This window comes from Acinetobacter sp. C32I (assembly GCF_023702715.1).
GTDB lineage: Bacteria > Pseudomonadota > Gammaproteobacteria > Pseudomonadales > Moraxellaceae > Acinetobacter.
Genome location: NZ_CP098480.1, coordinates 3861998 through 3885504, shown reverse-complemented (window position 1 = coordinate 3885504; position 23507 = coordinate 3861998). Strand labels below are relative to the sequence as shown.

At 41.9% G+C, this 23507-nt stretch carries 22 protein-coding genes; 12 read left to right on the top strand and 10 right to left on the bottom strand.

Annotation, left to right across the window (positions count from 1 at the left end):
- Positions 1 to 196: 196 nt before the first annotated feature.
- The 4 genes from NDN13_RS18550 to NDN13_RS18535 all read right to left on the bottom strand — a co-directional run bounded on the left by NDN13_RS18550 (position 197) and on the right by NDN13_RS18535 (position 3578).
- Positions 197 to 907, bottom strand: coding sequence for a Dph6-related ATP pyrophosphatase (locus NDN13_RS18550; protein WP_251116507.1), 711 nt, complete (start codon positions 905 to 907; stop codon positions 197 to 199).
- A gap of 395 nt (positions 908 to 1302) precedes the next feature.
- Positions 1303 to 2109, bottom strand: a complete 807-nt coding sequence (locus NDN13_RS18545) for an SDR family NAD(P)-dependent oxidoreductase (protein ID WP_251116506.1) — start codon at positions 2107 to 2109, stop codon at positions 1303 to 1305.
- 13 nt (positions 2110 to 2122) lie between these two features.
- On the bottom strand, positions 2123 to 2785 hold the full coding sequence (locus NDN13_RS18540) for a hypothetical protein (protein WP_251116505.1): 663 nt from the start codon (positions 2783 to 2785) through the stop codon (positions 2123 to 2125).
- A 112-nt stretch (positions 2786 to 2897) separates the two neighbouring features.
- Positions 2898 to 3578, bottom strand: coding sequence for a hypothetical protein (locus NDN13_RS18535; RefSeq protein ID WP_251116504.1), 681 nt, complete (start codon positions 3576 to 3578; stop codon positions 2898 to 2900).
- A 372-nt stretch (positions 3579 to 3950) separates the two neighbouring features.
- Here NDN13_RS18535 and NDN13_RS18530 point away from each other — a divergent pair, with 372 nt between their 5' ends.
- Complete coding sequence (locus NDN13_RS18530; protein WP_251116503.1) at positions 3951 to 6851, top strand: valine--tRNA ligase; 2901 nt, start codon at positions 3951 to 3953, stop codon at positions 6849 to 6851.
- A gap of 164 nt (positions 6852 to 7015) precedes the next feature.
- On the opposite strand, the gene NDN13_RS18525 is transcribed toward NDN13_RS18530, so the two are convergent.
- The 4 genes from NDN13_RS18525 to NDN13_RS18510 all read right to left on the bottom strand — a co-directional run bounded on the left by NDN13_RS18525 (position 7016) and on the right by NDN13_RS18510 (position 9832).
- Entirely contained in the window at positions 7016 to 7492 is a 477-nt protein-coding gene (locus NDN13_RS18525; protein ID WP_251116502.1) for a hypothetical protein, read from the bottom strand.
- A gap of 71 nt (positions 7493 to 7563) precedes the next feature.
- On the bottom strand, positions 7564 to 7998 hold the full coding sequence (locus NDN13_RS18520) for an endonuclease domain-containing protein (RefSeq protein WP_251116501.1): 435 nt from the start codon (positions 7996 to 7998) through the stop codon (positions 7564 to 7566).
- A gap of 123 nt (positions 7999 to 8121) precedes the next feature.
- Positions 8122 to 9141, bottom strand: a complete 1020-nt coding sequence (locus tag NDN13_RS18515) for a molecular chaperone DnaJ (protein WP_251116500.1) — start codon at positions 9139 to 9141, stop codon at positions 8122 to 8124.
- 103 nt (positions 9142 to 9244) lie between these two features.
- Positions 9245 to 9832 (bottom strand): hypothetical protein, encoded by a 588-nt coding sequence (locus tag NDN13_RS18510; protein WP_251116499.1) that lies wholly within the window; start codon positions 9830 to 9832, stop codon positions 9245 to 9247.
- Between the two features lie 162 nt (positions 9833 to 9994).
- Between NDN13_RS18510 and NDN13_RS18505 the strand changes: the two genes are divergently transcribed.
- A complete protein-coding gene (locus NDN13_RS18505) occupies positions 9995 to 10603 on the top strand; it encodes a hypothetical protein (protein WP_070075687.1) in 609 nt (202 codons plus the stop codon).
- A gap of 65 nt (positions 10604 to 10668) precedes the next feature.
- Here the strand turns inward: NDN13_RS18505 and NDN13_RS18500 are convergent, their stop codons facing one another.
- Together NDN13_RS18500 and NDN13_RS18495 are read right to left on the bottom strand one after the other, a co-directional pair.
- Complete coding sequence (locus tag NDN13_RS18500; RefSeq protein ID WP_251116498.1) at positions 10669 to 11454, bottom strand: 3-hydroxybutyrate dehydrogenase; 786 nt, start codon at positions 11452 to 11454, stop codon at positions 10669 to 10671.
- 72 nt (positions 11455 to 11526) lie between these two features.
- Positions 11527 to 12951, bottom strand: coding sequence for a GntP family permease (locus NDN13_RS18495; protein ID WP_251116497.1), 1425 nt, complete (start codon positions 12949 to 12951; stop codon positions 11527 to 11529).
- Positions 12952 to 13456: 505 nt separating this feature from the next.
- Here NDN13_RS18495 and NDN13_RS18490 point away from each other — a divergent pair.
- The 10 genes from NDN13_RS18490 (at position 13457) to NDN13_RS18445 (ending at position 23472) form a co-directional block, all read left to right on the top strand.
- Positions 13457 to 14341, top strand: coding sequence for a LysR family transcriptional regulator (locus NDN13_RS18490; protein WP_004803082.1), 885 nt, complete (start codon positions 13457 to 13459; stop codon positions 14339 to 14341).
- A gap of 179 nt (positions 14342 to 14520) precedes the next feature.
- Positions 14521 to 15225: a CoA transferase subunit A gene (locus tag NDN13_RS18485; RefSeq protein ID WP_004652254.1), complete on the top strand. Its 705-nt coding sequence runs from the start codon at positions 14521 to 14523 to the stop codon at positions 15223 to 15225.
- A 2-nt stretch (positions 15226 to 15227) separates the two neighbouring features.
- Positions 15228 to 15869 carry a CoA transferase subunit B gene (locus NDN13_RS18480; protein WP_070075689.1) on the top strand — a complete coding sequence of 214 codons (642 nt, stop codon included), beginning with the start codon at positions 15228 to 15230 and terminating at the stop codon, positions 15867 to 15869.
- Positions 15870 to 16000: 131 nt separating this feature from the next.
- Complete coding sequence (locus NDN13_RS18475) at positions 16001 to 17410, top strand: short-chain fatty acid transporter (protein WP_251116496.1); 1410 nt, start codon at positions 16001 to 16003, stop codon at positions 17408 to 17410.
- 355 nt (positions 17411 to 17765) lie between these two features.
- Positions 17766 to 18953 carry an ammonium transporter gene (locus NDN13_RS18470; protein ID WP_241272083.1) on the top strand — a complete coding sequence of 396 codons (1188 nt, stop codon included), beginning with the start codon at positions 17766 to 17768 and terminating at the stop codon, positions 18951 to 18953.
- Positions 18954 to 19387: 434 nt separating this feature from the next.
- On the top strand, positions 19388 to 20332 hold the full coding sequence (locus NDN13_RS18465; RefSeq protein WP_251116495.1) for a transporter substrate-binding domain-containing protein: 945 nt from the start codon (positions 19388 to 19390) through the stop codon (positions 20330 to 20332).
- Positions 20333 to 20411: 79 nt separating this feature from the next.
- Positions 20412 to 21155 carry an amino acid ABC transporter permease gene (locus tag NDN13_RS18460; RefSeq protein ID WP_251116494.1) on the top strand — a complete coding sequence of 248 codons (744 nt, stop codon included), beginning with the start codon at positions 20412 to 20414 and terminating at the stop codon, positions 21153 to 21155.
- A gap of 1 nt (position 21156) precedes the next feature.
- Positions 21157 to 21840, top strand: coding sequence for an ABC transporter permease subunit (locus NDN13_RS18455; protein ID WP_101235635.1), 684 nt, complete (start codon positions 21157 to 21159; stop codon positions 21838 to 21840).
- Complete coding sequence (locus NDN13_RS18450; RefSeq protein ID WP_101235634.1) at positions 21837 to 22580, top strand: amino acid ABC transporter ATP-binding protein; 744 nt, start codon at positions 21837 to 21839, stop codon at positions 22578 to 22580. Before NDN13_RS18455 ends, NDN13_RS18450 begins: the two co-directional genes overlap by 4 nt.
- Positions 22581 to 22767: 187 nt before the next feature.
- Positions 22768 to 23472, top strand: a complete 705-nt coding sequence (locus NDN13_RS18445) for a phosphatase PAP2 family protein (protein ID WP_251116493.1) — start codon at positions 22768 to 22770, stop codon at positions 23470 to 23472.
- Positions 23473 to 23507: the final 35 nt, after the last annotated feature.

Below are 23507 nucleotides of genomic sequence, written 5' to 3'. Positions count from 1 at the left end.
AGTATTATTCATTTGGATCTAGGCAGCGATTCGCGCTGATGCCAGAGCTTAGTATTATGCTTATTTTTCAGTGAATACCAATCAAATGATTGTGCAAAAAATATCTTGTTCTTATCAAGTAGCTTTTTTTAATAAATAGTACATAACAGATTTAATGATTTTTAAAAAAATCCTGTGCCATGCACAGGGTTTTTGCTTAGGATTCGGCAAAGATCGCTTGCCAATAATGATAGGTTTTCTCTTCCCCATCTTCTAACTTAAACTCGTATGACATCTGACGAGTTTCAGCAATCTCAAATTCAACAGCATGTTTGAATAAACCGCCTGCATAAGCAAAGGTATGGTATTCGCCATTTTCACCACAAACATCAACATCGCTTGGCATCCGCTTAATCAAAGCCGTATCGATATCCTGTCCAATAAACGACTCATCCAATTTACTGGCATCGGTCACGATGATCTTGGTTTTAATGCCTGAATCCAAAAAGTCCTGCATCACTTCAAGCGAGTTTAGGTTCCATATCGGCTCAACCACTTCAATGCCTAAAGGATGTAAACGGTCTTCACGATATTTGCGTACATCGCTGAGGTAAATATCACCAAAGATAAAGTGCTCAACGCCCTGTGCCTTAAAATGATTGGCTGCATCGAGCATACGTTGCTCATAGACAGGTAGATTTTTCGGCAGGAATACAGGATAGAGTGGAATACCAATACTTTCAGCCTGCTTTTCAAGCAATGCATGCGGAATGGCGTGCATGGATGACAACGCTGTTTCTTCATTGACCGTGGTTAATAAAGCAACCACCTCAAATTCATTTTGCTGTAAGACTTTATACAGTGCCAATGAAGAGTCTTTACCACCGCTCCAATTAAAAACGGCTTTCTTACGATTATTGATTGTCATTTGACCATACCATTCAATAGAGCATCTAAACTCTACTCTATTTTCAATTATTTCAGTCTAGTGAAAAACGCTTGTGAGATATAAAACCAAAAATAAAGTTAAGCAACCCAATACCCAAACAACAGTCGATAAAATGTGACATGCTTTTTTGATTATAATCGGCAATGCAATGAGGCAAGCCAACAAGATTGATGGGACAGACAGTATAAATACGCCAATCCAAGCATCACTCTTTGTATTTCCGAAAAGAGGAGCCATGATTGTAAATAACTGACTTACTAGCCCACCCATCAAAAAACTAGCAGGTAAACTAAGCAACAAATAACTTACAATCAATGTAATTGATACTCGATGGCTTGAAGATGGCTGAGATAAATTTGGACTATCTTCCACCTTTACTTCACTTTCATTTTGCGAATCATCTTATACAACAAGTTTGGTGACAATCGAGAAACCAACACACCGAATTGTTCTTTTTTCCCACCGACCACAATATATTGCTCCCCTGCCATCAAGGATTCAACTACACGCTCCGCAAATACATCAGCATCTAAACCATTTTCAATAGCTTCATCCTGATGACCTTGAGGCTTGCCTTCACCATTTAAGGCATTGAATGACACATTGGTTTTAACAAACCCAGGGAAGACCACCGAAACTTCTACACCTTCTGGTGCAACTTCAGCACGTAAACTGTTGGCCCACATGTGAATGGCTGCTTTGGCTGCTGAATAGGTCGCGCGATATTGGGTGCCTAATAAGCCCGCGACACTGGAAACGAACACTACTCGCCCTGTTTTTTGTATTAACAGGGTTGGCAGTACTGTTTTGGTAAAGAATACCTGTGAAAAGTAGTCAACTTCCATGATGGCACGTTCAGTATGCATGGTGGTGTCTTGAATCAGAGCCCGCTGGCTTAAACCCGCATTATTGATCAGCCAGTCAATACGTCCTTTACAGGCCAAGACCTGTTCATGCGCATGGCGGACTTGAGCTTCATCGGTAATATCTGCGGCAATCGAAAGATGCTGTTCGGGCTTGAGTAATCCAACGCGTACCGCTTCCAATTCATCATAGCGGCGGGAGGTCAGTACCACTTGTGCGCCTTGCAATGCACATTCCCGCGCCAAGGCTTTACCTAAGCCAGACGAAGCACCTGTAATCCAGACCACTTTATTTTCAAGTGTTTTGAGTTTTGCCATTTTTATACTCTACCTATGCTTGCTGACGCATAAATTTCAGAAAATAATCTACATATGTTGCCGCGACTTGCTGATCAATTTGCGCACCGAGTTTTTCCAAACGCTTATAACCCAAATGTGTGGTCATATTAATCACCCCATTCAGGGTTTTATCCACCACAAAATTGAATTTAAGACATTTTTTCGGTTCACGGATTAAGTGATTAACGCCTACATCAATGACTTCTGTAAGCAATTTGAGTGCATTGGAAACTTCAGCATGATCACCACCTGCCAATTTTTGGCTTGAGTTTCTGACTTGCTGTGCCAAATGCGGCGCGACTGGATAGGTCATATAGATGGTTTCATCTTCAATTTGTAGCGTCTTCGAAAGATATTCAACCAAAGGAATTAAACGGTCATTGCCAAAAAATGAGATCGACCACGGCATATATTTGCGAATCGCATCTAAGATTTGCTGAATGACTTTTTCAGATTCACCGGTTTGTGAATACTGCTGATTCTCTTGTAGCAGTACCATAAACACTTGTTCAATTACTTCACATGCCATTTCCGACAATACACTGCCTAAAGCATTGGCCTGACTTTCTTTACTTCCTTGCAATAATTGCGTCCGAATATGTGCAAAACGTGCATAAGTATCCGCATGAATATTTAAAAAAACGGCGGTGTTCATTCTAATAACCCTAGTTTTTGGATCGCATAAAAAAGAGCTTGTTCAACAAGCCCTTTTATCAGATCAATTTTTCTATCATTTTTGGCGTTGTACACGCCGAATTTAGCACACTCTATTCTGTATCGACATGCATAAATGCTAAAAAATGATTGACACAATCCGTTGCTGCATTGCTATCCACTTGATTACCCATTTTCTCTAAACGCTTATAACTTAAATGTGCAGTCATATTGATCACCCCATTTAAGGTTTTATCGACCACGGTATTAAAGTTGAGACATTTTTTCGGTTCACGAATCAAACTGGTCACCCCCAAATCCACGATTTGAATCAAGGTTTGGAACACATCGACCATATCACTGATTTCATTATTCTTGAGTTGGGTGACCAATGTATGTGCCTGCTGTACCAATTGTCGATCAATCGGATAAGACACATAAACCTGCTCATCGTGATACTTGATCATATTGGAAAAATAATTGGCAAAGGGACACAGACGTTCATTCCCAAATAAAGCAATCGACCACGGCATATATTTACGTACCGCAGCAATGATCTGTTGAATCACCCTTTTAGATTCAGCAGTATTTTTCTGGGTGAGCTGCGTCGGCTGACGATTTTGAATCAAGAGTACTGAAAACACTTGCTCGACAATCTCACAGGCAATTTCGGATAACACCTCACCCAAGATACGGGATTGGCTCTCATGCGTACCAGCATTGAGCTGTTGGCGGATGGTTTCAAATTGTCCATGTGTGACGTCATTAATTTTCAACAGGATTGAATAACTCATGAGAAGCATCCCTTTTTTAGTTTTTCGCATTCTTATATTGTTGTTTTAAGCATCAATATTTTTAAGTTATGTGATGCATTACACAAATCTAATCCTATTTGTATAAAAATCCAACGCCTTTCATCGGCTTTTTTAGAAAAATTTGAACCCTATAAAGACTTTATCTTGATTGAGCAGTCGATCATCAGGCATAAAAGCCACATGATGAAGCTGTATTAAACCTCTCCTCTATAAAAGCTCAAAAAACTGCAATTCAGACATTATTTAAGCAGCTTTTCGCATTAACACTTGGCATGGCTGAAATGCCTACAGAAGCGAGGATTTTTTGCTACAATAGATCTAATTTTTTATTCAATTTTAATCTTCTGTACTATGACTGACGCTCAATCTGCTCAAAATATTGCAACCACTTACGATCCAACCGAGATCGAAAAGAAATGGTATCAAATCTGGGAACAACAAGGTTATTTCAAACCATCAGGTCAAGGTGAATCATTCTGTATCATGATTCCACCACCGAACGTCACGGGTAGCTTGCACATGGGACATGGCTTTAACAATGCCATCATGGATGCACTGACCCGTTACAACCGTATGATGGGTAAAAATACCTTATGGCAACCAGGAACTGACCATGCGGGGATTGCAACGCAGATGGTGGTCGAGCGTCAACTAGGTGCGCAAGGCGTCAGCCGTCATGACTTAGGTCGTGAAAAGTTCATCGAAAAAATTTGGGAATGGAAAGAGCAATCAGGCGACACCATCACCCGTCAGATTCGTCGTTTAGGTTCGTCAGTCGACTGGTCGCGCGAACGCTTCACTATGGATGAAGGTTTATCCAATGCAGTAAAAGAAGTTTTCGTAAAACTGCATGAAGATGGCTTGATCTACCGTGGTAAACGCCTAGTCAACTGGGACCCGAAACTACAAACAGCGCTATCAGACTTAGAAGTTGAATCGGATAAAGAAGAAGCAGGTTCATTGTGGCACTTCAAATATTTCTTTGAAGATAAAAACCTCCGTACCCATGATGGTAAAGACCATATCGTTGTCGCGACCACTCGTCCTGAAACCTTGTTAGGTGATACCGCTGTTGCTGTGGCACTGGATGATGAACGCTATACGCACCTTGTGGGTCAGAACATTATCCTGCCAATTACAGGTCGTGCTGTTCCAATCGTTAAAGATGAATATGTAGATAAAGAATTCGGTACAGGCTGTGTAAAAATCACCCCTGCACATGACTTTAACGACTATGAAGTCGGTAAGCGTTGTGAATTGCCAATCATCAATATCTTCAATAAAAATGCAGAAGTATTGGCTGAATTTGAATACATCGCCAAAGCAGGCGAGCAAATTTCTAAAACCATCCCTGCCCCTGCGGACTATATCGGTTTAGAGCGTTTTGCAGCGCGTAAAAAACTGGTTGAACAAGCAGAAGCTGAAGGCTGGTTAGATCAAATTCAACCTTATACGCTTAAACCACCTCGCGGTGACCGTTCAGGCGTGATCGTTGAACCATTATTGACAGATCAATGGTATGTAAAAATTGCACCATTGGCGCAACCTGCAATTGAAGCGGTTCAAGACGGTCGTATCAAATTTGTTCCTGAACAGTACAGCAACATGTACATGGCGTGGATGAACAACATCCAAGACTGGTGTATCTCTCGTCAGCTTTGGTGGGGTCACCGTATCCCAGCTTGGTACGACGCTGAAGGCAACATCTATGTGGGTCGTGACGAAGCTGAAGTACGTGCCAAAAATAACATCCCTGCCGATGTTGTGCTAAACCAAGATGAAGACGTACTGGATACATGGTTCTCTTCTGCGCTGTGGACCTTCTCAACCTTAGGTTGGACGGGCGATGCCAAGAAAGATGCGGAAAACTATTTCCTCAATACCTTCCACCCAACTGATGTATTGGTGACTGGTTTTGACATCATCTTCTTCTGGGTTGCGCGTATGATCATGTTTACGATGCACTTCATGAAGAATGAAGATGGTACGCCACAAGTACCGTTTAAAACGGTCTATGTTCACGGTCTGGTTCGTGATGGCGAAGGTCAAAAAATGTCGAAGTCTAAGGGTAACGTACTTGACCCACTGGACTTGATTGATGGTGTTGACCTTGAGACTTTAGTACAAAAACGTACTACGGGTCTAATGAACCCGAAACAAGCGGCGAAGATTGAGAAATCAACCCGTAAAGAATTCCCAGAAGGCATTCAAGCTTATGGTACTGACGCGGTTCGTTTCACGTTCTGTGCGCTTGCCAATACAGGTCGTGACATTAAGTTCGATATGAAACGTGTTGAAGGCTACCGTAACTTTGCCAACAAGATCTGGAACGCAACTCGTTTCGTATTGATGAATGTTGAAGGTCAAACGGTTGCTCAAGAAGCTCGTCCTGAGCTTTGGGAACTTCCAGAAAAATGGATCATGAGCCGTCTGCAAAAAGCAGAGGCTGCGGTACATCAAGCATTCGCTACCTATCGTTTAGACCTTGCTGCGCAAGCGATCTATGACTTTATTTGGAATGAATACTGTGACTGGTATGTTGAGTTAACCAAGCCAGTTCTGAACGATGCCAATGTCTCTGAAGAGCGTAAAGCTGAAGTTCGCCGTGTATTACTTGCGGTGATGGAAGCGTCTTTACGTTTGGCTCATCCTTTGATGCCGTATTTGACTGAAGAAATCTGGCAAACCCTTGCGCCGATGTTAGGCAAAGGCGGTGCAACGATTATGACTGCACAATACCCTGTTCCTGATCAAGCCAAGGTAAATGATCAAGCTGAAGCAGACATGCAGTGGTTACAAGGTTTGATTGGTGCGGTACGTAATATTCGTGGTGAAATGGGCTTAGGTAATGCGCGTTTATTGCCTGTATTACTTAAGAACATTTCTGATGCTGAGCGTGAGCAAATCATTCGTATTGAAGCTTTATTCAAAGCATTGGCTAAAGTTGAAAGCATTGAGTTCTTAAGCAATGAGCAAGAACCACCGTTGTCATGCTCTAGCGTTGTTAGCCATGCATCGGTATTTGTACCAATGAAGGGCTTGATTGATCCTAAAGCTGAATTAGGCCGTTTGCAGAAGGACTTGGATAAAGTTCAAAAGCAACATGATCAAATTGCCAATAAACTTTCGAATGAAGGTTTTGTTGCTAAAGCACCTGCAGCGGTTGTTGAAGGTGAAAAAGTAAAATTGGCTGAGTTTGCTGATCAGTTAGTGAAAATTAAGCAAAGTATGGAGCAGATTGCTGCGCTTTAAATAATTGCTAAATGATTAAAAATTAAGATAAAATCCCCTCGAATTCGAGGGGATTTTTTACATATATGAAATTAATAAATAAGTTCCAAGAGAGCTAAAAAATGTCCAAGGCCTATTCATACAGATGACAAAGACTGTTCTATAAAAAGCTAAATATAGAAGTCCTAATACTCTTTCATCTCAGTTCTTTTTTGTATATCTGTTTCTTTAAGAAAACATGCATATTCACTCAACTTAGAGAGCCTCTTCTCTCTAGGTTTTATGTCCAACCAATATTTCACATCCAAGAAGATATCATTCTCAATATCCCATATTTGCTTATAGCGGATATCAATTTCTTTTTTCCCACCAATAAACAGTTGAAAAGTATTTTTTAGAAAACCATCTTTTTGAATTACTGTTAAGTGCTCATCATCTAAACGATACAATTTTCTATCGAATAGAAAAAAAATAAACTCTTCGCAACCCAAAATTGCTACTAATTTTTTATGTTTATCTACATCAATAAAAAAACCATATCCATTCGCTGCACGATTTGTTATAGATATATTTGATTGGTCTAATTCTTTATTTTCAAAATTAAAAGAATAAAGTTTTTCTTCGTTATTAATATTTAAAAAAATTACTGGATTATTGTCCATTCTTTAAAATCCAAATAATTCTAATACTACTATGTTGCTGGATTCTATTCACGCTAAAAGTAGCAGATTTTCTAACACAGATCCGATATATCGATATTCCCTCTCCTTTTAGGAGATGAGCAGCACTGCTGCGCAAGGGGAGAGGTCTTATTAGAAAGCGACCAACATTTATTCCATAAATCATCCAAAACTCTCTCAGTATTTTTTAAAATTTCATGATTCCAATACCGTACTACTTTTAAATCCAAAGCCTCTAAAAACTTGGTTCGTTCAGCATCATATTCAATCGCATCTTCAGCTCCGTGCTGGCTGCCATCTAGTTCAATCACCAAACCCAATTCATGACAGTAAAAATCGACAATATAGGGGGCAATCACATGCTGTCTGCGAAATTTAAGATTCATAAATCGTTTAGCACGAAGTAGTTGCCACATCAGGTGTTCTGCCTCAGTTGCATTACTTCGCATAGTTTTGGCGAATTCTAATAACTGTGGGTCTAGTTTCATTTTATGTTAGCACCTCTCCCTAGCCCTCTCCTAAAAGGAGAGGGAATATCATCTAATTACATACCACTATAAAATCCATTGCTACTCCCTCTCCCTCAGGGAGAGGGTTGGGGTGAGGGAAAATCAAAGCACCCCATGCTCCAACAACATCTCTACCCCACTCACCTTCTTCATATGCTTTAAACGCTCTTTTTCCCACTTCAACTGCTGCTTTAACTCAGCACAATCCGCATCTATGGCTTTATACACATCACCAATATGCACAAGCTCAGCTTTGACTTTCTTCGCCAACTGAAAAGAATCCAAAATCGCTTCAATTTGACTTTCAAGCTGCTGACTCTGAGCATCCAAAGCGAGTTTATAAAACTTCACTTGCTCCGCTGATAACTCTTTAGCTCCAACACCCTTATTCTGTTCAAGCTGTAATTGAAGTTTCAGTAAATAAAACAAATCCTGCTGTTCATAAGCCTGACTTGCCTGCTGGAATAACTCAGTTTTTTCTTCTTTCTTGCTCTCGTCTTGCTCACGGTCGGGGTGAATCATGGCAGCAATTTTTAAATATACGGTTTTCAACGACTGCGCTGCCATCTGCTCAGCTTGTTCACGTTTCTGCTGTTGTCGAAGTTGCTTGGCCTGTTCCCGTGCCTGTTGCTGCTCGGCCGCATACTGCTCAAAATCATCTTGTTCTGATTCTGCACTTTGCTCAGGACTTTCTTCATGCTCAAACTTTGCTGACTGTACTTTTTTATTCTTTTTAGCTGGTTGTTGTAGATGTTGCTGATAAAAGGTATCGATCTGCTTGACCAGCTTTAACTGTTCATCCTTCAACATCTTGGAACGCTTTAGCATCTGTGCAAGCTGGGCAATTTTTTCATCCAGTTGCTGCATATCCGCTTTGGAAAACTCATGCTGTTGTAATAACGTCCAAAGCTGATCTAACTGCTGAAACAGGATTTCATGCAATTCGCTATATACAGGCATAAGTTTTTGCCGTGTATGTTGCTGAATCTCGGCTTGGGCATTTTGCCATGTGGCAAGGCTGATTTTTTGCTGCTCTATTTGATCAATCAGGCGATTTAGCTTTTTTTGCTGTGCAGAAGGTTCAGCCCTTTGCTTTAAACTGACTTTAAGATCAAAAGACATCACGCATCTGCCTAAAAATAAAAAAGTGTAGCAATAATCAGCTAACGAAGTCAGCAAACGCTTTCAATATCGTGTTTGGACAAACAAATCGCCGAACTAAGCTTTACTCATCACCAAATAAGGCATTGGCTGAAACGACTTTGGTGATTTTAACTTTATCTTGTTTCAGCAAAGGATAAATTTTTTGTCTAAGTGCATCACTGGTCATGCTGCCATTTAAATTCAGTAATACAGGTTCTTCACTCAGTGAGCCTTTGCCCAAGTACTCTTGATTCAAATCATTGGTGGTTGCTTGATTCACCACAACAAAATATCCCGAAATGCCTTTGACCTGACCACAGGCCAAACTTTGCGGAGACCAATCCCCTTGGCGAATCACTTTTTGCAACGTATAGCCTTTGCTTTTTAATTGCTGCATTTGTGCTGCGGTTGCAATTGGAAAATCAATCCGCTTTTGCTGTCCTTTCCAATTCACCAGCAAATGACTCGATTGACAAGATTCACGCATGACACCTCCACTTCCTCTCAATGCGCCTTCATCGGGATCAAAACAGGATGAAATCACTTGAAAAACCGCTTCACCACAATGCAACGGCTCGGATTGATAGGTCTTAAATGGCGTTGCTTGAGCGTGGCTTAACTGAGTTAAACAGACTGATAAAAGACAAAAACTGATAAATTTATTGTTCATATGAAGTCATATTAGAATTAAAGGCTGATTCATTCTAACTCAAAAAATAGCGAATAAAGAAAGTTCGCATACTCCTCATTTTGAATTAAACATTAAAAATGACAGACCCAATTTTTAAGCTAAAATCGGTTATATACATCATCATTTAAATACTCAAATTGTATGAAGAATAAAGTCCTATTACTCACCTCATTTATTTTGCTCGCTGGATGTAATGAAAAACCAAAAACATCAGCAGAAAGCGATCAACCCATTCAAAAGGCAGCTCAACAGACTCAAGCCGTGTCAGAACCTGTGCTTATTGCTGCTACACCCGAATCCGATTATCTCGCCAATAATTCAACTCCACTACCAAAAGGCTATTCAGTCGATACAACCCATCTCAAAAAGCCTTTATTTATTGATTTTGATGGTGATGGAGATCTGGATACTTTTCGGGTGCTGAAAAATCCAAATAAAAAGGGAATGAAATATCTTTTTGAATTCCGTATCTCAAATAGCGACAAAGTTTATTATTACGAAAATACAGATAAAGATTATGACCTCGATATTTTCGGAACTTTTGAAGTTGCACCTAAAACAGATATTTACGTGGATGAAGATTATCGCTTTGATGAAGATGGAAATATCTTAGCTGATGAGCAAATTGACCCAAAACATTATCTAAAGTTCAAGGGTGATGGTATTTCTGTCAATGTTTTAGAAGAAACCTGTGCCACATCTGTATTTTTCTTAACAGATGAAAAAATTAAACGAATTGCGCTGTGCTAAATCCTAATTTCCATTTCATAACAAAAGCCGCCCAATTGAGCGGCTTTTTCAATCACGTAAACGGATTACTGTGCGGTATAACCACCATCCATCACCACCGCTTGTCCTGTAATCCCTGCACCTTTGCTACTGGCTAAGAAAATCGCATAATCGGCAATTTCTTCAACACTAAGCAATCGCTTCTGCGGCACCATGGCTAAAATAACATCTTCCAAAGCACTTTCCAGACTCACATTACGGGTTTTGGCTAAGTCAGCAATTTGCCCACGCACCAATGGCGTATCGACATAGCCCGGACATAAAGCATTCACAGTAATCCCGTCACGCGCACATTCCAGAGCCGCCACTTTGGTCAAGCCAATCACCCCATGCTTGGCACTGTTATATCCCGCCTTCCCTGCAAAGCCAATCAAACCATTGATCGAAGACATATTGATAATACGGCCATATTGCTGCGCTTTCATAATTGGAAATGCATGTTTGATTCCGATAAATGAACCTGTCAGCATCACCTGTACCAGTTTCTGATAAATATCAGTGGAGAAGTCTTCAATTGCTGCAACATGCTGAAAACCTGCATTATTGATCAGGATATCCAAACGCCCAAAAGTTTGCGTGGTCAAATCAATTGCCGCTTTATAAGCCTGTTCATCTGTTACATCACAAGGTGCAGACAAAGCGTCAAAACCTTGCTGTTTTAACTGCTCCACTGCTTGCTGACATTTCTCGGCATTGACATCAGAAATCACTACTTTCGCGCCTTCCTGAGCAAATTTTTTCGCAATTTCTAAACCAATACCGCTAGCCGAACCGGTAATAAAGGCTACTTTGGCTTCGAGTTGTTGAGTCATTGTACTACTCCTGTTCTTGATGATCTGAATCACTCACCTATAAATATAGGCAAGCTCAAATTAAAATTCGACTTAGACAATACCGAACCATGTAAATGCAGCAATCACCACAAATACCGCCAAGGTTTTAATAATGGTGACTGCAAAAATATCTTTATAGGATTGCTTATGGGTTAAGCCTGTGACCGCAAGCAAGGTAATCACCGCGCCATTATGTGGAAGTGTGTCCATACCGCCCGATGCCATCGCCACTACACGATGCATCACTTCTGGTGGAATACCTGCCGCGACAATAGCCGCATTATAGGTTTCTGCCATCGCACTCAAGGCAATACTCATCCCACCCGAAGCTGAACCGGTAATCCCTGCCAATACGGTCGTGGTCACCGCACCATTGACCAAAGGATTGGTAAAGGTGGTACCGAGTGCATGGCTAATCAAAGCAAAGCCCGGCAATGCCGCAATAATTGCACCGAAACCATATTCAGAAGCAGTATTCATCACCGCCAATAATGAACCACTGATACTTGCATTAACACCTTCTTTAAAGTTGGTCACCACGCGCTGATAATCAAATAAAATCGCAGCAATAATCCCGACAATCAAGGCCAAGCCGACTGCCCAGATTGCGCCTGTTTTTGCCACATCAACGGTGTAGTTGGCTAGACCAATCGCATTAAAATCAAAGCCATTTGGATACCATTCTTTGATGGCTGTGGATAGATAACGATTCATCACCGCAACTAGAATCAACGGAACAAAAGCCATGCATTGACGTAGTACTGAACCATTGTTTTGGGTTGATGACTCAATATCGGCAGCCGTTTGCATGACTGCATCTTCAGCAGCAAAACCTGCATAGCCTTCACCAGCACGAGCCGCAGCTTTACGACGTGATTCCAAATACAGTAAGCCCATGCTCAAGACAAAGATCGCCCCAATGACACCCAAAAACGGCGCTGCATAAATATTAGTGCCGAAGAAGGTGGTCGGAATCACGTTCTGAATTTGTGGTGTCCCTGGCAAAGCATCCATGGTGAATGTAAATGCGCCTAAAGCAATAGTGCCGGGAATCAAACGTTTTGGAATATTGGCTTGTTGGAACAACTGATTGGCAAATGGATAAATCGCAAACACCGCCACAAACAGACTGACACCGCTATAAGTCAGAATAGCACCGAGCAAAACCACGGTTAAAATGGCTTTCTTTGCGCCAATTAAATTGACAATGGTACGGGCAATCGACTCGGCAATACCGGACATTTCGACCACTTTGCCAAAAATCGCGCCCAGCAAGAACACCAAGAAATAGTCTTTAATGAAATTGACCATTTTCGGCATGAAAACACCCGAATAAAACGGCAGCACGTTGGCGGGGTTAATCAGAAAAACCGCCAGCAATGCACATAACGGCGCCATGAGAATCACAGAAAAACCGCGATAGGCGGTGTACATCAGCAAGCCTAAAGACAGCAGAATGACAAATAAGTCCCACATATTCTTTTACTCCATTCCAAAGAATATATGTCAGGGTCAACCAAATTATTTTTTTTATACTGTGTGGTGGTTATCCTAACCATAAATAAAATCAAAATACTGCTAATTACAGTACAGAATCTAAAACAATGACGCATGTTAAAACGTATTTTAAAATAGCATTAAAATCACAAAAAACAAGATCATTAAAACAAAATACATAATTTAAATTATTGTTAAAAATCAAAATATTAAATAAATTAAGATTAAAAAATTTAATTGATTAATAAAACAAATTAACTATTCAAAAATACTCATTAATCTCATCAAATTATATTTAGCTTATTCTTTTTAAAATCCATTTTTCGATATTTAGATAAAATAAATCAATAATCGCATGTCAATTTTTTAAAAATAAACAGCTTGCCTCTCGCTACCGAATTAACAAAAATGCCAGTCACAATGTGCTGTTTTTTTTATAAATTACAGCATATAAATCAAAAACTTTCCGCACAGGTCGTCCACCATGACTTTAAAGCAACTCAAAGCATTTCTGGCTTTGACTCGTACCCTGAATTATGCAAATGCCTCTGCTGAATTGCATCTCAGTCAATCTGCTTTAAGTCTCAGTATCAAATCACTGGAAGAAGAACTGGGCGGCAAGCTATTTAAACGCAATACCCGTCGGGTTGAACTAACACAGGAAGGAAAATCATTGATCCCCTATGCCAAGAAATTACTGGCCAATTGGGAAGATATGGAAAAAGACGTCAAGCAACGATTTAAACTCAATCGCGGCACCCTGAACATTGCCTCGATGCCCTTTGTCACCCATGCAATTTTGCCGCAAGTCATTCATAGCTTCTTAGCCAAGCATCCCAATATTAGTTTTTCTATTCATGACATTCCCAATGAAAAAGTATTGGAGAATGTGCAGGATGGCATTTTTGAAATTGGCATTTGCTTTGAACCACCACGCAATGATCAACTGGAATTTAAGCCCTTATTTGAGGAAGATTTTCTGGCGCTGTTGCCCAAGACTCATCCACTGGCAAGCGCAGATTCAATCAGTTGGAAACAACTGTGTGCCAATCCCTTTGTGACCTTGCAACATCCCTCGATTGTTCGGCACCTGATTGAAGAAAACTGTCTTAAAAACCATCTGACTTTAGATTTAAAAGTCGAATGTCATCAGATCAGTTCCCTTTCAAGTTTTGTGGCATTGGATATGGGCGTTAGTGCCATCCCCCGTCATTTTCAGAATTTTATCGACAAGGAACATAACGTTCTGATTGAGATTGAAGACGGTAAACTGCCGCAAGCGATTGGCATTGTCTATAAAAAAGATTTTGAGCTTTCCAATATTTCAGCCGAGTTTATCGAGATCTTACTACAACATGATTTTGGCTAATCCATTTCGGCCGCTACACCAAAATAGATTCGCCCCGTCATCCTAACCTTTTGGGTGAAATAGATGAAATTTATTGTATTAATGAGTTTCCCTCATTAATCCTTTAGAAATTTAAACTTCTGTAAATAATCCCTGAGTGCTAAAACTAATAGAAACCAAGGAATTTACAGGTGAAAAAAATGAATAAAGTCTATTCAACCGCAGCACTGGCACTACAAGATGTGGTGCAAGATCAACAAACATTTGCGGTTGGTGGTTTTGGCCTATGTGGTATTCCTGAAGCCTTAATTCAGGCGCTGAAAGAAACAGGTGTAACCGGCCTAACCTGTATTTCCAATAATGCAGGCATTGATGATTTTGGCTTGGGTGTGTTGCTCAAAACCCGACAAATTAAAAAAATGATCTCGTCTTATGTGGGCGAAAATAAAGAATTTGAACGTCAGTATTTGAATGGCGAGCTGGAAGTTGAACTCACACCTCAAGGCACACTCGCCGAAAAATTACGCGCTGGCGGTGCAGGTATTCCTGCCTTTTATACCGCAACAGGTGCAGGCACCTTGGTAGCTGAAGGTAAGGAACAACGTGAATTTAATGGTCGCACCTATATCCTTGAACCATCACTGACCGCAGATGTGGCACTGGTTAAAGCCTATAAAGCAGATAAAGCTGGCAATCTGGTATTCCGTAAAACCGCGCAAAACTTTAACCCTGAATGTGCCATGGCTGGAAAAATCACCATTGCAGAAGTCGAACAGATCGTTGAAATTGGCGAATTGGATCCGGATGAAATCCATTTAGCGGGCATTTACGTCAATCGTGTGGTGCTGAATGCCACGCCAGAAAAACGGATCGAACAAAAAACCCTAAAAGCACAGGACGCATAATCATGGCATGGACACGTGAACAAATGGCACAACGTGCCGCAAAAGAATTACAAGATGGTTTCTACGTCAATCTCGGTATTGGTCTTCCAACACTGGTTGCCAACTACATCCCTGAGGATATGGATGTGTGGTTGCAATCGGAAAATGGTCTGCTCGGCATTGGCGAATTTCCGACTGAACAGCAACTCGACCCTGATTTAATCAATGCAGGCAAACAAACTGTCACCGCTCGTGCAGGTGCGGCATTTTTCTCAAGCAGCGAATCCTTTGCCATGATTCGTGGTGGCCACGTCAATATCGCCATTCTGGGTGCTATGGAAGTCTCCGAACAGGGTGACCTCGCCAACTGGATGATTCCGGGTAAAAAAGTCAAAGGCATGGGCGGCGCGATGGACTTGGTTGCAGGCGTACAACGCGTGGTGGTGTTGATGGAACACAATGCCAAAGATGGTACCGCTAAAATCGTCAAACAGTGCAGCTTACCGCTCACAGGTCAAAAAGTGGTGCATCGTATCATTACCGACCTAGGTGTTTTGGATGTTGTTGCTGAAGGCATCAAGCTGGTTGAACTGGCACCTGATGTGACTGAACAACAAATTCAAGCTGCTACAGGTGTTGAGCTGTTGATTGAAGCCAAAGCTTAATCCTACACACGCTTTTATTTTTCTCGTTGAAGTGATGCTGTAATGGCATCACTTTTCGCTGTTTTCGGGAGCAGCACATTCATTTAGGACAAATGAATCAGATACAACAAAATTAAAAATGGATGCTCAAGATGAATAAACAACCTGCCTTGTTAGAACGGTTTGCCCTGCGGATTAGTCACTGGTCGGAAAAATGGTTTCCTGACTCTTATATCTTTGCCTTGCTTGGTGTGATTATCGTTTCCTTTGCTGCAATCAGTATCGGTGCATCGGTACAAGATGTCGCCAGTTCCTTTGGAAATGGTTTTTGGAGCTTAATCCCTTTCACTCTGCAAATGACCATGCTGATTATTGTTGGCTATGTCGTTTCGGTTTCTGCACCTGTGAAAAAACTGATTCAGATGATGGCACGTATTCCCCATTCGGGACGCAGTGCCATTGTCTTAGTCGCCACCGTCAGCTTATTGATTTCTTTGGTCAATTGGGCAGTCAGTACAATTTTGACCGCATTATTGGTGATTGCGCTGGCCAAACGTAAAGAGCTACAGATGGACTATCGTGCTGCCGCCGCCGCTGCCATTATTGGTATGGGCGCAACTTGGGCACTCGGTATCAGCTCGTCTGCAGCCCAGTTACAGGCCAATAAAGCCAGTCTGCCTGAGTCGATCTATAACTTAACTGGTGTGATTCCATTTACCGAAACCATCTTCCTGTGGCAATCGATGCTGATGACCCTAATCTTGGTAATTGTCTCAATTGCGATTGCCTATTGGTCTGCACCGAAAGGTGACAATGTCAAAACCATGCAGGATTTTGAGCTCAATTTTGAAGAAGAGGAAAAGACCGAAGTCAAATCGACCCGACCTGGGGATTGGTTGGAGAACTCACCGCTTTTGACCATTATTGTGGTGGCATTAGGCTTGATCTGGATGTTTATCGAGTTTTCTAAAACCAATCCAATCATCGCCATTTCCAGTCTCAATACCTATAACTTTGTGTTTTTGATGCTGGGTCTGGCACTACACCGCACCCCGCGTAATTTTCTCAATGCTGTCAGTCAAGCGGTGCCTGCGGTTTCAGGGATTCTGATTCAATTCCCACTCTATGGCAGTATCGCCTTTATTATGACCCAAGCGCTGAATAGTCAGGACTTATCCCTATCGCACTATATCGCTGAATTCTTTGTCTCGATTGCTTCCAAAGAGACCTTTGCGATTGTGATGGGTATCTACTCTGCGGTACTCGGTTTCTTTGTGCCATCAGGCGGTGGGAAATGGATTATCGAGGCGCCTTATGTGATGCAGGCAGCCAATGATTTGCAGGTGCATTTAGGTTGGTCGGTGCAGATTTATAATGCGGCCGAAGCTTTGCCAAATCTGATCAATCCCTTCTTTATGCTGCCGATGTTGGGCATTTTAAAACTCAAAGCCAAAGATGTGATTGGTTTTACCGTCACTCAATTGGTGTTCCATCTGCCTTTAGTACTGTTCTTATTGTGGATTTTAGGCCGTACCCTCAGCTATAGCCCACCTGTCATGTAAGACCAGCAACAATTGCACAGCGCTGCTTTTTATATTGAACATTACGGATATGAAAAGTGGCGTGAGCTGTTCTTTAACACAGCAAAAAACCTCTCCCCATTTGCATTCAAATCCCCCACGACGCCTTTCATTTAGAAATGCTCAAAACTGTGCTATTTTTAAGCAAATTGCACCACTTTTCATCAAAATGATAATTTAACCTCTAAATTGGTGCGTTTTTTGCATTAGATATTTCATCAAATTGAGCTGTTGCGATATAGCTTGAGTTTTTAGATTTACTAAATCCATTTTGGTGCAAAAAACGAATCAAATATTTGCACCAAAATAAAATTTAGCACTTTTTTTGAGCGCCACTATGCAAAACGTAGATCTATTTTTTTTACTGCTCGGGGCAGTACTGGTATTAGCAATGCACGCTGGCTTTGCATTCTTGGAATTGGGCACAGTACGCCATAAAAACCAAGTCAATGCGTTGAGTAAAATCCTCACCGATTTTGCCATTTCAGCAATTGCCTATTTCTTTGTAGGCTATTGGATTGCATATGGTCAAAACTTTTTCCATGCTGGCAGTACCTTAGCAGCCGATCATGGCTATAACCTGATGCGCTGTTTCTTCTTACTGACCTTTGCTGCTGCAATTCCTGCGATTATTTCGGGTGGGATCGCAGAACGTGCCAAAATGCGTGCTCAAGCCATTGCAACATTGATTTTGGTGGCACTGATCTATCCTTTATTTGAAGGCATGATCTGGAATGGTAATTATGGCCTGCAAAAGTGGTTAGAGAACTCTTTTGGTGCAAGTTTCCATGACTTTGCAGGCTCCGTTGTGGTGCATGCCATGGGCGGTTGGATTGCCCTTGCTGCGGTGATTTTACTCGGTGCTCGTCATGGTCGTTATAAAAATGATGGTCGCGTCAGTGCCCATCCACCATCATCTATTCCATTCCTTGCTTTAGGTTCATGGATTCTGATTGTTGGTTGGTTTGGCTTTAACGTGATGAGTGCACAACGGGTTGAAGCGATTTCAGGTCTGGTTGCAATCAATTCTCTCATGGCAATGGTCGGTGGTACTTTAGCAGCCAATTTTATGGGCCGTAATGACCCTGGTTTCTTACACAATGGTCCATTGGCTGGCTTGGTCGCAATCTGTGCGGGTTCGGATATTGTGCACCCAATTGGTGCGTTAGTGATTGGTGGTACGGCGGGTGCACTGTTTGTTTACCTGTTCACCTATACCCAAAACAAACTTAAAATTGATGATGTACTTGGGGTGTGGCCATTACACGGTGTATGTGGTGCATTAGGTGGAATTGCAGCGGGCATCTTTGGTCAACAAGCTTTAGGTGGCTTAGGGGGTGTCTCCATCATCTCACAAGTCATTGGTACGGGTCTTGGCATTATCATTGCCTTAGTCGGTGGTTTTATTGTCTATGGTCTACTCAAAGCCACTATGGGTATTCGCCTGTCACAAGAAGATGAGTATCGTGGTGCGGATCTTTCAATCCATAAAATTTCAGCTAATTCTGAAGAATCGATGTTCTAATTTTTCAAACTCTTTTAAGCGACGGAAACGTCGCTTTTTTTATCTCGACTAAAAACGAGCTGACTTTTCGTTTTCGTATTTGATCATTCTATTCCAATCAACCTTGCCTATACATAGCGGTTTTAATACTGGGATAAAGCAGTTGTGCAACAGACTCTGTCCTAGTGAATCCAAGCGATCATGGCACATATCATGCTTTATATTTCTTGCAATTTTTTACTGTAATTTACAGCTTTTAAATTACGCCATTCATCCACCATTACGATTAACAAAACCGTAAAGAATATCGCTTGAGCATGCGCATTGAACTCTATTAAGATGAAAAATAATGTTTTTTAATACATCAAAAAGAACATATTATTTTTCATAACAATGAACGGTTAAACCGCAACAATGACGCATGCGATCATAACGATACAAAAGGAGTTTTGTACATGATTTATAAACGCACCATGACCTCTCTGCTTTGTGCAGGCACATTGGTATTCGGACTCAGTGCTTGTAGCGACAACAAAGCGCCGGCTGCTGGCGACAAAGCGACTGAAGCGGGTGCCTCCACTTCGGGAACATTAAACAAAATCAAAAGCTCTGGCACGATAGTGCTGGGTTATCGAGATTCATCAATTCCCTTTTCTTATATTGCATCTACCCCAAACCAACCCGTCGGTTATGCGCATGATCTGCAACTTAAAGTGGTTGAGGCCGTAAAGCAGAAGCTGAATATGCCAGACCTAAAGATTCGCTACAACTTAGTCACCAGTCAGAACCGTATTCCACTGGTCTCGAATGGAACTGTCGATCTGGAATGTGGCTCAACCACCAATAATAAAGAACGACAACAGCAAGTTGATTTCTCTGTCGGTTTCTTTGAAGTGGGCTCTCGACTGCTGACTGCAAAAAATTCAGGGATTAAAGACTTTGTCGATTTAAAAGGCAAAAAGCTGGTCACCACCGCAGGAACCACATCTGAACGCTATATTCGTCAACACCAACAAGAACTTGGCATTGGCGAAATCATTTCCGCCAAAGACCATGCTGAATCCTTCCTGATGCTGCAAAATGGCCGTGCTGTGGCATTTATGATGGATGATATTCTGCTCGCAGGTGAAAAATCTAAAGCCAAAGATCCGAATCAATGGGACATCGTTGGTACTGCGCCAATTCATGAAATCTATGGTTGTATGCTGCGTAAAGGTGATACTGGTTTTAAACAGGTAGTCGATGATGCGATTAAAGCAACTTATGCCTCTGGTGAAATCAACAAGATGTATGAAAAATGGTTCCAGCAACCGATTCCGCCAAAAAATATTAATTTGAATTTTGCCATGTCGGATCAGCTCAAAGCCTTAATCAGCAATCCACATGATCGCGATCAATAATTCGCTCCCCTTATCGCAAGCATAGTAGTGTGAGATCGGGAAACAGTGGATGTTGTCCCGACTCTACTCAGGAGTTGTTATGAATTATAGCTGGAACTGGGGAGTTTTGTGGCAATCTACAGGTATCGGAGATACCACCTACCTGAACTGGATCATTACAGGTCTAGGTTGGCTGGTTGTGATTGCCGTGGTCGCATGGACTATTGCCCTGCTGCTGGGCAGTATCCTCGGCATTATGCGCACACTCCCCAATAAAACCGCCAGAGCCATTGGTACCACCTACGTTACCCTGTTTAGAAATGTACCTTTACTGGTTCAATTATTTATCTGGTTTTATGTGGTTCCCAACTTTCTGCCCGCCCCGATTAAAAACTGGTGGATGAATGATCTCGGGGCCAATACCACTGCCCTGATTTCGGCCAGTATCGGGCTGGGTCTATTCACTTCTGCGCGGGTATGTGAGCAAGTCCGAACAGGGATTGAAGCCCTGCCCAAAGGACAAATCAATGCAGGTTATGCCATGGGCTTTTCCACGGCGCAACTGTATCGCTATGTCATTCTACCGCAGTCATTTCGCACCATTTTACCGCCGCTCAGTTCAGAGTTGACCAACTGTGTCAAAAACACCTCGGTCGCCTCGCTGGTTGGTGTTGCAGAAATTATTTCACAGATGAAAACCATCAGTGAATACACCCAGAATACCATCGAAATTTACACCTACGTCACGCTCATTTTTATTCTGATTAACATCTGTCTTATTTTTAGCATGAACCTGTTGGAAAAGCGTCTGCGTATTCCTGGTTTAATATCAGGAGGAAAGTAGTATGGAATGGCTAACGTCTTTTCTCAGTGACTTACAGCAGTCTGGACCTGCGCTGTGGTATGGATTCAGCATTACCTTAAAAGTTGTGGTGATTGCGACCATTGGCGGTATTGCGATTGGTACTCTCGTGGCCCTGATGCGCCTGTCATCAATCAAAATTTTAAATTGGATTGCACAGGCTTATGTGGATCTGTTCCGTTCCATTCCGCTGCTACTGGTGCTGATGTGGTTCTATTTTGCTGTACCATTTTTTTATACCGCAATTACAGGACAATATCTGACCATTGATACCGCTTTGGTTTCAAGTATCGTGGCCTTCATGCTGTTTGAAGCCGCTTATTTTTCTGAAATTGTCCGTGCAGGAATTCAGTCCATTCCCAAAGGTCAAGCTGCCGCGGCTTCTGCATTGGGCATGAGCTATGGCCAATCCATGCGACTGATTATTCTGCCACAGGCATTCAGAAAAATGACACCGTTACTGCTTCAACAGACCATCATCCTGTTTCAGGATTCCACCATGGTCTATGCCATTGGCTTACTCGATTTTTTCAGAACAAATTATGTTCGTGGCGATTTAATGTCTCTGCTCACCCAATATATTTTATTTGCAGGACTGGTGTACTTCACCATCAGTGCTTTAGCGACATTCGCAGTGAAACGTTTACAAAGGAGGTTAAGTGTATGAGCGACAATAAAGTAATGATCGACCTCCAGAATGTCAGTAAATGGTACGATCAATTTCAGGTGCTAACCGAATGCAGCACCCAAATCTGCCAAGGTGAAGTGGTGGTGGTCTGTGGCCCATCAGGCTCAGGAAAATCAACCTTGATTAAAACCGTAAATGGTCTTGAACCCTTTCAGCAAGGTAAAATTTTTGTCGATGGCGTGCCAGTTCACGAACCGAAAACGGATATGACCAAGCTACGCAGCCGTGTCGGTATGGTGTTCCAACACTTTGAATTGTTTCCTCATCTCAGCATTACCGAAAACCTGACCATTGCACAGATCAAAGTGCTTGGCCGTTCAGAAGCGGAAGCCAATAAAAAAGGACTGGCCTATCTGGATCGGGTTGGACTCAGTGCCCATGCCAATAAATATCCTGCCCAGCTTTCAGGGGGGCAACAACAGCGAGTTGCGATTGCCCGTGCCCTCAGTATGGACCCGATTGCGATGCTATTTGATGAGCCAACTTCTGCGCTTGACCCTGAAATGATCAATGAAGTTCTCGATGTGATGGTGGGATTGGCCAAAGAAGGCATGACCATGATGTGTGTGACGCATGAAATGGGCTTTGCCCGTCAGGTGGCCAATCGGATTATTTTCATGGACCAAGGCAAAATCGTAGAGGACTGTTCTAAAGATGAATTCTTTGGGGCACCACGTGGAGAACGTGCACAGCAATTCCTTAATAAAATCCTGCACTAATCAGTTCTGCTTTACCGTAGAAATAAAGCAGCCAAATGGCTGCTTTATTTTGAAAACCCTGCAAAATAAATCACCTATCTTATTTTCCAATGATCGGTCTGTGCCCTTTTTAAGGCTCATTTAAGAGCCAATTAAGCTTCTAGACATTAAATAATCAGAACATCATCCAGCCCTAACAGCCAGTTCCATGATATTGAAAACACCATTCTTCTTATGGCAGAGTTTTTTACTTTTTATTAGCTTTTTCATTTTGTTATGGGTGTTTCCTGTGGGAGGAGCAATTGACTTAAACCTGATTCAACCGTGGGTGAGTCAGCATGGCACGTTTCCTTATAAGAATGATTGGTTCCTCGACAAACTTAACCACACTTATGTCAAACAACTATTAACGCTTGTTTATGTGGTTTTTTTCGTTTTATGGTGTGCCTCTTTTAAAGTCGAAAAGCTAAAGCCACAACGTTGGCAATATGGCTATATGTTTTGGGTCAGCATGCTCTGTACCTGTATTGTCGGGCTACTCAAAGCCCACTCCTCGCATGCCTGCCCATGGTATATGACCCATGAAACCCCAACAGGTTTCATCTGGGATTTCTCTGCGACTACGGGGCATTGCTTTCCAGGTGGACATGCCAGTACAGGTTTCGCATTGGTGACAGGCTACTTTGTTTATCGTTTGCATCAAACACAACGTGCTTGGTTTTACCTCATTGCAGCAATAATCATTGGCTTTGCCATGGGTTGGGCACAGATGATGCGCGGCGCTCATTTTCTAAGTCATAATTTATGGACCGCATGGATCTGTATTGCCATTAATTTGCTTTGTTATGCATTGACTTATAAACATCATCAAGACGTTACAAATCGCAATACCAGTACCGTTTCCAACATCTGATGTGGTAAAGTGAACGCCCGTACTCAAACAACGAG

Excerpts from the sequence above, each read along its gene's own strand:
- NDN13_RS18550 (WP_251116507.1), bottom strand. The coding sequence starts at position 907 with ATGACAATCAATAATCGTAAGAAAGCCGTTTTTAATTGGAGCGGTGGT.
- NDN13_RS18545 (WP_251116506.1), bottom strand. The coding sequence starts at position 2,109 with ATGGCAAAACTCAAAACACTTGAAAATAAAGTGGTCTGGATTACAGGT.
- NDN13_RS18540 (WP_251116505.1), bottom strand. The coding sequence starts at position 2,785 with ATGAACACCGCCGTTTTTTTAAATATTCATGCGGATACTTATGCACGT.
- NDN13_RS18535 (WP_251116504.1), bottom strand. The coding sequence starts at position 3,578 with ATGAGTTATTCAATCCTGTTGAAAATTAATGACGTCACACATGGACAA.
- NDN13_RS18530 (WP_251116503.1), top strand. The coding sequence starts at position 3,951 with ATGACTGACGCTCAATCTGCTCAAAATATTGCAACCACTTACGATCCA.
- NDN13_RS18525 (WP_251116502.1), bottom strand. The coding sequence starts at position 7,492 with ATGGACAATAATCCAGTAATTTTTTTAAATATTAATAACGAAGAAAAA.
- NDN13_RS18520 (WP_251116501.1), bottom strand. The coding sequence starts at position 7,998 with ATGAAACTAGACCCACAGTTATTAGAATTCGCCAAAACTATGCGAAGT.
- NDN13_RS18515 (WP_251116500.1), bottom strand. The coding sequence starts at position 9,141 with ATGTCTTTTGATCTTAAAGTCAGTTTAAAGCAAAGGGCTGAACCTTCT.
- NDN13_RS18510 (WP_251116499.1), bottom strand. The coding sequence starts at position 9,832 with ATGAACAATAAATTTATCAGTTTTTGTCTTTTATCAGTCTGTTTAACT.
- NDN13_RS18505 (WP_070075687.1), top strand. The coding sequence starts at position 9,995 with ATGAAGAATAAAGTCCTATTACTCACCTCATTTATTTTGCTCGCTGGA.
- NDN13_RS18500 (WP_251116498.1), bottom strand. The coding sequence starts at position 11,454 with ATGACTCAACAACTCGAAGCCAAAGTAGCCTTTATTACCGGTTCGGCT.
- NDN13_RS18495 (WP_251116497.1), bottom strand. The coding sequence starts at position 12,951 with ATGTGGGACTTATTTGTCATTCTGCTGTCTTTAGGCTTGCTGATGTAC.
- NDN13_RS18490 (WP_004803082.1), top strand. The coding sequence starts at position 13,457 with ATGACTTTAAAGCAACTCAAAGCATTTCTGGCTTTGACTCGTACCCTG.
- NDN13_RS18485 (WP_004652254.1), top strand. The coding sequence starts at position 14,521 with ATGAATAAAGTCTATTCAACCGCAGCACTGGCACTACAAGATGTGGTG.
- NDN13_RS18480 (WP_070075689.1), top strand. The coding sequence starts at position 15,228 with ATGGCATGGACACGTGAACAAATGGCACAACGTGCCGCAAAAGAATTA.
- NDN13_RS18475 (WP_251116496.1), top strand. The coding sequence starts at position 16,001 with ATGAATAAACAACCTGCCTTGTTAGAACGGTTTGCCCTGCGGATTAGT.
- NDN13_RS18470 (WP_241272083.1), top strand. The coding sequence starts at position 17,766 with ATGCAAAACGTAGATCTATTTTTTTTACTGCTCGGGGCAGTACTGGTA.
- NDN13_RS18465 (WP_251116495.1), top strand. The coding sequence starts at position 19,388 with ATGATTTATAAACGCACCATGACCTCTCTGCTTTGTGCAGGCACATTG.
- NDN13_RS18460 (WP_251116494.1), top strand. The coding sequence starts at position 20,412 with ATGAATTATAGCTGGAACTGGGGAGTTTTGTGGCAATCTACAGGTATC.
- NDN13_RS18455 (WP_101235635.1), top strand. The coding sequence starts at position 21,157 with ATGGAATGGCTAACGTCTTTTCTCAGTGACTTACAGCAGTCTGGACCT.
- NDN13_RS18450 (WP_101235634.1), top strand. The coding sequence starts at position 21,837 with ATGAGCGACAATAAAGTAATGATCGACCTCCAGAATGTCAGTAAATGG.
- NDN13_RS18445 (WP_251116493.1), top strand. The coding sequence starts at position 22,768 with ATGATATTGAAAACACCATTCTTCTTATGGCAGAGTTTTTTACTTTTT.